The organism is Salinispira sp. (genome assembly GCF_059431795.1).
The window spans coordinates 1-9,194 of sequence record NZ_JBXWXS010000009.1 but is presented as its reverse complement, the minus strand read 5'-3'; the positions used below and the strand labels follow the sequence as shown (position 1 = coordinate 9,194).

Below are 9,194 nucleotides of genomic sequence, written 5' to 3'. Positions count from 1 at the left end.
CCGCCGGAAAGGGATTGGTAGATGGAGCCTCCCAGGTCGAAGTCAAAGCTCATCTGGGCTGCGTCCCTGCCGTTGTATTCGGCGTAGGTGTCAAGCTTATCTGTATTGGTCCAGTTTTCCACCACCATAAACTTTCCAAAACCCCGGTAGCCGTAGGGATCCAGGAGAGTTTCCCGCAGTTCGGCGAAATACTCTCTGGTGGCCGAGGCATCTGACATAATAGGGGCGGTTCGGGGATTGTCGTCGGTATCGTGTTCATATATATACTTCACCGCGTCCACCCGGATTCCGTCAAAGCCGAAGTTCAGCCAATGGGTTACTACGCTTGCCATGGCCTCCCGAACCTCCAAATTTTCATAGTTCAGATCCGGCATTCCGTCCCAGAACACTCCGTAGTAGTAGCGGCCATTGGAAGCCCGGTGCCACACATCCTGATTCCAGGGGCCATTGTAGTAATTGTCCAAGTCCTCCTGTTCCCATACGAACCAGTCGCCGTAGCCCCCGGAATTATCAACAGAATACTGGAACCACGGGTGCTGGGTTGAAACGTGATTAGGAACAAAGTCGAAGATTACGCGAATATCCCTGGCATGAGCCTGATCCAGGAGAGTACGCACATCTTCCGTATCGCCGAAGTAGGGATTAATCTCGTAGTGATCGGTGGTGTCGTAGCCGTGCATGTTGCCCTGAGGGTTGTCCTGACCTTTGGTTTCGAAGATGGGGGAGAGCCAGATGGCGTTAATCCCAAGGTCCTCAAGATAATCCAGACGGTCCACGATTCCAGGAATATCTCCGATACCGTCACCGTCGGAGTCGGAAAAGGCATTCACCCAGATATGATAAAATCTGGCGTCCGCATACCAGTCCGCCGCTGCGCCCAGGGATTCTGCGCCTGGGTTAACCGGAGTAAAATTGCCGAAATACTCGTCACCCGGCCCCATCGACTGGGGCTTACATGCCGTTATCAAAATGGCGGCAATCAGCAGGGCTGTTGTCACCATGTGTTTTCTTTGGTAAAATTTTTTTATATTCATATGCGGCAACATACAACCGATACCGGGTAAAATCCAGTTCAAGGCTTCCCACATGCTCGTCTGTGCCGATTTTTACCATATATCAGCCCCAAATTTGTCCACTCAGCAGACGGAAGCTCCCCCGGGAACGATCTGACAAAGCCATACCGGAAACATGAAACGCATTACATGAGGTATTTTTCTTCGAATTCTGCGGGATCGATGGGGGGACTGAAGATATAACCCTGGATAAAATGCACTCCGGAATCCTTGAGAGCGTCAAACTGCTCCTGCTTCTCAATTCCCTCAGCCAGGGTGGCAAAGCCGAAACTCTGTGCCAGTCCCTGAATTGCCCTCACCAGTTCCCGGGCACCTTCATCTTGCGGGTACGTATCCAGGAATTCTTTGGCGATTTTTAAAGTATCCACAGGAAACTGATGCAGATAATTCAGGTTGGAATAGCCTGTGCCGAAATCGTCCACCATGATTTTCACCCCCATATCTCTGATCTTCCGGAGTTTGGCGGTAATTTCCATTGGATTTTCCATCACGGCGCTTTCGGTAATTTCCAGATGCAGAACATCCCCGGGTAAATCCAGGGTATTGAGGGCGGTTTCAATGTCAGAAAGAATTTCAGAGCTTTCCAGCTGCACGGTGGATAAATTTACCGACATAAAAAAATCGGTACCGTGGCTTTCCCTCCAGAGCCTGATCTGATTCAGGGCCTGGTAGAGCACCCACTTCCCGAGAAAACGTATATAGCCGTTCTCCTCAGCCAGGGGAATAAAGCGTGCCGGAGGTATGGCGCCGAAGCCGGAGACAGTCCAGCGCATAAGCGCCTCACAGCCCATCACCTTTCTGTCTGTATCGATAATGGGCTGGTACACCACATAAAATCCGTTAAACTCGTCCTGAATGCTCTGATGCATCTGATGCACCAGAGATTCATTTTCATGAAAGCGCTCACCCAGTTCGGGGGTGTAGAGGAAGCCCTGTTCTCTCTTACGCTCATAAATGCCCAGGGCGATCTCTGCATTCACTTCAAGCTCTTCCAGCTTTCGGGCATGCCAGGGATACACGGCAACTCCCACATTGCTTCCAAAGCTCAGGTCCGATGCGGGAGCATTATGTTTTTCCAGAATGGCAGACTGTACTTCCTCTATTCGTTCAGTGATATTCTGGTCGCTTGTAAAACCCTTCATCACAAACAGAAACTCGTCGCTCCTGTCGGACTGGTACACGTTTCCTTCGCCCAGAATGGATTTAATACGCTCGGCGGTGATGTACAGCAGCACCTTGATTCGGTCCCGGGTGTATTTTATACGCTGATATCGGCGGTCCAGACGGATAATGCCGTATGCAAAGGGGGCCTCTTCGCCGTCGCGGACCATCTGTATGAGGCGGCGTATCAGAACGTGGCGCTGGGGCAAACCGGTGTCGGGGTCGTGATTCAAGAGACGTTCAAGCTGCTGTGCATGTTCCTGTTCAAGCTGAAGCTCAACGGAGAGTTTCTGCAGCTGCTCTTCACATGACTTCTGGTTTGAAAACTCCATGGAATAAATATATTGTAAAAACTCCCGAAGATGTGCCGGTATATTGAAAAAAGGTGAATTTTTCGCTATAAAACAAGCAAGAGTCTAATTATATAATTTTTCCAAGGATATCTAAATGAAGCGGTAACGGGAAGGGCAGATTCCGTTCTCAGATACCGCCCCCCCCCATACCTACCAGTTACGCTATTCGCCGGAGTTCTCCCATAGAACTCCGGGCCCGGACGCACACCCCCCGGGGCAGCACATCACCTCCAGGAAATCTGTGTCAGCAAGCTCCGGCTTTTTACTCCAGGCTTTCAGCAGATTGCTTTGCTTTTTATCCAGCCCCTTTATGTTCCTGATTCTAGGGGGCCGGGATGATATTCCGGCAATTGCGGCGGCTACGCCTCCGGCCCTTGCAAAACCCATGGCCCAATCCGGGAGGGAAGAATCATATCCGCAGCCGTTGTCCGGCAGATCGGACAATTCGATTTCCGCCGCCACCAGCATGGCCCCCAGTTCCTCCACGGTAATTACATAATCCGCTGATCCGTCCCGCACCGCTTCCAGCTTCTTCGCAAAACATGGGCCGATGAACACCAGACTGTGTCCGGGATGCTTCACCGCCGCTTCCCGGGCGCTGTAAAACATCGGGGGAGGAGTGCTGCTCACCCTGGCACCCAGGGCAGGAATGGCAATTCGAACAAGTTCGGTGTATGCGGGGCAGCAGGAGGAAGTCATGAAGCCTTTCGCTTCTTTCATGTGTTCCCCCAGTTCCCGGGCCTCGTGTTCTGCGGTGGTGACGGCACCCTCAGCAACCTCATACACGGCGGCAAACCCCAGCCGCCCCAGTCCTGCATAAAACTGCTCTCTGGTTCCGGGAAGCTGCCCGTGCACCGAAGGGGCAATAAGGGCAACCGGCCGGTTCTCCCCGCCCAGCTCACGGACCACATTCCGCATTTGCGACACCGGAACCGGGGCTGCAAAGGGACAGGAGAGCATGCACTGTCCGCATTGAATACATTTCTCTTCATGGATGACTGCGGGACCGTCCCCCTCCCGATGAATGGCTCCGGCGGGGCAGGCATCCAGGCAGGGAGATTTCCGGGGAATGATGGCAGAGAAACTGCAAGCTTTGGCGCATTTTCCGCAGTTGATGCACAGCTCGCCATCGATTACTGCTCCGCTATTGGTGAATGTTATGGCATCCCGTGGACACTGGTGGCTGCAGCTGCGGTCCACACAGTTCTGGCAGGCATTTGTAACCACATAGCTTGAAGAAGGACAGCTGTTACATGCTTCGGGGATAATCACCATGGCCGGTTTACCGGTACCTTCCACCGGCAGACCGGAAAGAGGCTGAAACTCTTCAACGCTGGATGGACGGTATCCCATAGCCGCCACAACTCTCCTTCTCAGCACTGCTTTCCGGTGATGGCTGCAGCAGCGGGCGGTGTCGCTGCTTCGGGCATCCATATCGTAGGGAAGCCTGTCCAGAAGTGAAGGATCATTGCGGATTTCGCTTTCAGCAATTCCCTGATAGATTTCCCGACGGATTTTTGCGCCCCTGGTACTCCGGTTTCTCCGCAGACTCATCGCTGTGCCTCTTTATCGTCCTCCAGGACGGCAGCTATCAGCTTCTCAAGTCCATCTGGCAGTACCCCAAAGTGAAGCCTGTCATTAATGCGGATCACCGGCGGCCTGAGAGCTCCGCTTTCACGGCAGCTGCCGAGGCAGGGAGTACCGCTTACATTAATGGAATAGGTATTACCAAGCATCTCCAGTCTGTGAAGCAAGTCGGCCGCACCATGGACGTGGCACGCGGTTCCCATGCATAGTTCAATTTCAATATTTTCATTCCGCTGCAATTCTTTCATATCTATTCTCCCTTAGCATATCTATTCTCCCATAGCGCCTGCGTGCCCGCTTCTATCAGCCGCCCATGTTTTCGCCCCAACCGGCGGCACCGATTTATTTTCCACACTCTTTGGGGCAGTCAGTTTTAAATAAACTCAAGTTCCACTTCTTTCAAATACCGGGTTTTCAAAATCTCACCTAACGACCTGAGGGCATTGCGTCTGATCTCCAGCTCCATGGGCATATTGGGGTCCTGGTGGGCTTCATTAATTCTGGTCCCCCCCACTATGCGAATGCTGTCGCTGTTTAAAAGAAGATTTTGAAGCTGTTCAACCGGGGGATCCAGGGACTCGATCCTTTCGACGGAATGCTCCAGGGCGTCCTTCAGTGCGGAAATGGTAAGAATTCCTTCACTTACCAGATCCACACCTTTCAGGCGGGACATGGGAGGCAGACTGCCTTTATGTAAACTCAAGTCCATATGCAGCTGCTCCCCCCATTCCCGGGCAATAATCTGGGCGGTAGTACCTCCACAGACTGCCTTTTTGCCTTCAAAATTTTTCAGCAGCGAGGCCAGATATTCATCCCCCTGGGGGTGGAAGGGCGGGCCGGAAACCAGGACCGTTTTTCGCGGATGACGTACATGAAGAACTCCACAACTGATATCGTCCCGGGCCTTCATCCCATCCAGATGTTCCGCCCGCCGGAGAACCGCTTTGCTCAGATCGGTGGAGCCGAGCTGCGGGTTATGATTCAGAAGCCCCCGAATATAGGGAAACACATCCTGCCAACCTAGCGGATGAGCCGGGCTGCCCATGCCCGCCTGGCTTACCCCGTCGCTGAAGAACACCACCCGGTCACCCGGGAGGGAATGGAGCACTCTCCTGGTGATGGTTGCCGGAGCAGCACGGGGTCTCGGCACGGTAAACACCTCCGTCTCAAGCTCAAGTAGTTCGTTATTCCGGATAACCAAGGCCGGAGGATTATCAAACTCAATAAGGGTTACATCGCCGTTGCCGTGTGAGCGGAGGACGGAAAACGTGGCGTAACTGATTCTCCGCTCACTGCAGGTGGGAAGGGATGTGTAAATAAGTCCTGCGGCGGTGAGCAAATCCTCCCCCGAGGAAAACATATCCAGGGCAATCTTCGCGGTGAGGGTGGCCAGTACATTTGCCTTGATTCCCGATCCCAGTCCGTCTGAGAGAACAGCCACCACCGTGGATCCGTCCCCGTCCCTCCTTGAGAGAAAGCAATCCCCCCGGGCGGATTCGCCGTGCTTGGCTGTGGAGCTGAAGGCGATATCACTGAAAAGCTGCTCACTCATCCCGTTCTCCTCCGCCGAAGGATTCAATAACCGCTCTGAGCATCTGTTCGCTCTCACTGGCATTTTCCCCCAGCAGGAAGGCAATCTGCTGGACGGTCTGAACATTTTTTTCCAGCACCGTTTTTGCCCGGCGGATGACGCTCTCCCGGCGAACGAAGGGCTGGGTTATATCCTGGAGCAAGCATCCAGCGGTACGTTCTTTCTCCACGGGAAAGATGGTGAGTTCATAGATCCGCTCATTCTTTTTCAGCGTGATCCCTTCAAGAGTGGCTCCGCTTTTCAGAACCTGACGAAAGCCCGAGCAGTCTTCGATAATGCGCTCCAGATTCACCTGATGAATGTGCTTTTGCAGCTCTCTGGCGGAAAGTTCTGCAGCCTGCGGCAGGAAATTCTGGAGGAATTTTCTGTTGCATTCCACAATGCCCAGCTGATCATCCACAATTACAACCGCACAGGGCATGGTTTTCAGCAGGGCATTGGCCTTTCGTTCAGCCACCATGCGTAGATTGCTTACACACATATTTCTTTCGCCGAAGCCGTTTACAACCGCCCAGGCGAAGTCCCGGCAGGAATCGTAGCCACATGCACCGCAATCCTTTTCATCTTTCGGGCCATGTTTGCCGATGGAGTCCAGAAAGTTTCTGATTTTCAGGTCTGTTTCCGGATCGCCGCCGGAAGGGTGCATGGGTAAATTGACCGGGCGGTCAAGTTGCGGCCAGCTGAATTCTTCAAGCTCCCTGAGGCAGGAAAAATCAATTTCATGTGCAGACATCCATGAGCTGCCGTCCGTCGGTCGGGAATCAGCTGAAAATCTCTCCAATTCCCAGGAGGAACGGAGCTGGCCCGCCCTGGATGAAGCGCACTGCCCTTCCAGACAGCCGCCCCTGCAGGAAAGCATCTCCATGAAAACCGGACCGCCGTCCTTCCCCAAGAGCACCGCTTCATCCAGAGATTCCTGAAAACGGTCCACTCCGGAAACCGCAATGGACCCCTGGGGAAGCCGACAGGTTTTACTCAGGGATTCCAGCATCCCCCCGGGTTTAGGATAAAGCCGGGCTGCGGATAAGCCCGGGTTTTCCTCAACGGGAACGGTGGCCGGGTATGGGACCGCCCGGGGCGAGGTTTCTGGGCGTACGGTTTCTGGGCGTACGGCTTCAGGAGGCACGATTTCAGGGACCGCAGCTTTTGAGCGTACAGGTTCAGCGCCCGCTGCCGTTTGATAGCTGGAGCCTGCATCGGCGGCGAAACCCCGCCGATTCATGAGAGACTCAAGTTCATCCAGGGTAAGCACCCCGTCAACCCACTGGGGAAAGCTGTCCCCCTCCCATTTTTTCGCAGCACAGGGTCCGATAAAAACCACACGGTCGTAATCCTGTTTCAGTCCCGCACAGGCGGCCAGCATGGGTGTGGGCAAATTTACAAGCTGCGCCTCTTCCCTGCCGTACAGCCGCAGATAGCGGTTGGCAGCGGGACAGGCCGAGGACACCAGGACATCTGTTCCGGTTTCTGCAGCAGCTGCAGACGGGGTGCGGGCGTTCACCCAGTCCGCTCCGTCGGACACCCGGGCCCAGGCGGAGAATCCCAGACGCTCAAGCATGGGAAAGAGGGGTGAGATCAGCCTGGCACTGTCCATCGCTAAAAGAGACGGCGCCACCGCCGCACAAACCCGCTCCCCGGAGTCCAGCATGGCTTCAATCAGGGACGAATCGTCCCGCACTTTTTTTGCCCCCACGGGACATGCGTTCACACAGACACCGCATAATATGCAGTTATCCGCCATGATTACTGCATGACCGTCTTCCACGCTGATTGCCTTCACCGGACATTGGCGGATGCATTTATAACAATCCTGACAGACCGTTTCCTCTGTATATATGGCTCCAGTTTTATTCATGTTCGTTTTTAGGTTAATTCAGGGTTCGGTTCATCCGGACCGCCGGCTCCCTCGCTGAAAAAGCGCTTGCGAAGCCATTGCTCAAGCAGCCCCGTCCGCGAAGGCAGGGGCTCGTCCTTATTCAAACTCAGATGGGGACCGCTGCTGCATTTTCCGCAGCAGAGCGTCCCCTTTAATTCAATCTGTTCTTCCGGTACATGGGATTTTCTACACAGCCATTCTCTGAGAAGCTCCAGATTTTCCCTGTTGCCCCGGGAATGGCAGGAACTCCCCATGCATATGGTTATGCGATCCGTACCATTTCTGCTCATACGGCCTCTTCCCTGCCGTAGAAAGCATTCAGATACATCTGTTTGATCTCGGCGATCAGAGGATATCGGGGGTTTGCCCCGGTACATTGATCGTCGAAGGCTTCTTCCGCAAGTGCATCCACCCGGGCCAAAAAGCTTTTCTCATCCACACCCGCAGCCTGAATGGAAGCCGGGATATTCAATTCTTCTTTCAGCTCTGTAAGTTTGCAGCACAGAAGCTCAAGCCCCTGCTCGATGTTCTTCTTCCCTGCTACGGCCTTTTTCCCCGTGCCTTTTTTCGCTCCCTTTCCGGTTTCTCCCTGTTCCATTTGATCAGCTACGCTCAGCATTGCCGCAAGACGCTCATATTTTCCCCGTGCCCTGGGATATTCATTCTTGGGAAATGCCGTGAGCTTGTTGGGATTATCCGTTGCATTGAAGCGCACAACCTGTTCTATGAGCAGCGCGTTGGCAACTCCATGGGGCAAATGGAAGGCTGCTCCCAGTTTATGGGCCATTGAATGGCACACTCCCAGGAAGGCGTTCGCAAAGGCAATTCCCGCCATACAGCTTGCATTGTGAACCTTTTCCCTGGCATGGGGGTTGGCGGCGCCGTCCCGGTATGCCTCGGGCAGATAGCGAAAGAGGTTCAGCAGAGATTCTATGGCCATGGCATCGGTGTACTCGGTGGCCATTACGGAAACCAGAGCTTCCAGGCTGTGGGTAATTGCATCAATTCCCGAAGCAGCAGTGAGGCCCGCGGGCATATGTTTCGCAAGGTCGGCATCAAGAATTGCCATATCGGGAGTGAGAGAGTAATCCGCTATGGGATATTTTGCCCCGCTTCTCTGATCGGTAATAACACTGAAGGGGGTCACTTCGCTTCCGGTACCAGAAGTTGTGGGGATGGCCACAAATTCCGCCTTTCTGTTGCCTTCGGGCAAGCGGTACACCCGTTTTCTGATATCCATGAAACGCATAGCCAGACCTTCGAACTCGATCTCCGGATATTCATAAAGCAGCCACATAATCTTTGCCGCATCCATGGGAGACCCTCCCCCCAGGCCGATGATCACATCCGGATGAAATGCGTTCACCATTTCAAGAGCCTTCTCCACAGTCTCTAGCGTGGGGTCCTGCGCAACCTGGTGGAAGCTTTGATACTGAATGTTCATGGATTTCAGACTTCGCCCGATGGTTTCCACATATCCGTTGTCAAAGAGGAAGCTGTCGGTAACGATCATCGCCCGCCGCTTCCCCTGGAGATCTCCCAGGGCCACGGGC

Annotated in this window: 8 protein-coding genes; all 8 read right to left on the bottom strand. The window is 53.9% G+C overall.

The genetic code is table 11. The annotated features are described in order from the left end of the window. Positions 1 to 1,034 (bottom strand): alpha-amylase family glycosyl hydrolase (locus AC52PS_RS03145; protein WP_495561579.1); only part of this gene is annotated, 1,034 nt, incomplete at its 3' end. A 164-nt stretch (positions 1,035 to 1,198) separates the two neighbouring features. Then, positions 1,199 to 2,566: a putative bifunctional diguanylate cyclase/phosphodiesterase gene (locus tag AC52PS_RS03140; RefSeq protein ID WP_495561578.1), complete on the bottom strand. Its 1,368-nt coding sequence runs from the start codon at positions 2,564 to 2,566 to the stop codon at positions 1,199 to 1,201. 183 nt (positions 2,567 to 2,749) lie between these two features. Continuing rightward, positions 2,750 to 4,141, bottom strand: coding sequence for a [Fe-Fe] hydrogenase large subunit C-terminal domain-containing protein (locus AC52PS_RS03135; protein WP_495561577.1), 1,392 nt, complete (start codon positions 4,139 to 4,141; stop codon positions 2,750 to 2,752). Then, entirely contained in the window at positions 4,138 to 4,422 is a 285-nt protein-coding gene (locus tag AC52PS_RS03130) for an NAD(P)H-dependent oxidoreductase subunit E (RefSeq protein WP_495561576.1), read from the bottom strand. The genes AC52PS_RS03135 and AC52PS_RS03130 overlap by 4 nt, the downstream gene beginning before the upstream one ends. Positions 4,423 to 4,547: 125 nt before the next feature. Next, positions 4,548 to 5,726 (bottom strand): SpoIIE family protein phosphatase, encoded by a 1,179-nt coding sequence (locus AC52PS_RS03125; protein ID WP_495561575.1) that lies wholly within the window; start codon positions 5,724 to 5,726, stop codon positions 4,548 to 4,550. Further along, a complete protein-coding gene (locus AC52PS_RS03120; RefSeq protein ID WP_495561574.1) occupies positions 5,719 to 7,620 on the bottom strand; it encodes a [Fe-Fe] hydrogenase large subunit C-terminal domain-containing protein in 1,902 nt (633 codons plus the stop codon). The genes AC52PS_RS03125 and AC52PS_RS03120 overlap by 8 nt, the downstream gene beginning before the upstream one ends. Before the next feature lie 8 nt (positions 7,621 to 7,628). Continuing rightward, positions 7,629 to 7,931, bottom strand: a complete 303-nt coding sequence (locus AC52PS_RS03115) for a (2Fe-2S) ferredoxin domain-containing protein (protein WP_495561573.1) — start codon at positions 7,929 to 7,931, stop codon at positions 7,629 to 7,631. Next, a partial coding sequence (locus AC52PS_RS03110; RefSeq protein WP_495561572.1) for an iron-containing alcohol dehydrogenase occupies positions 7,928 to 9,194 on the bottom strand: 1,267 nt, incomplete at its 5' end. The genes AC52PS_RS03115 and AC52PS_RS03110, both read right to left, overlap by 4 nt.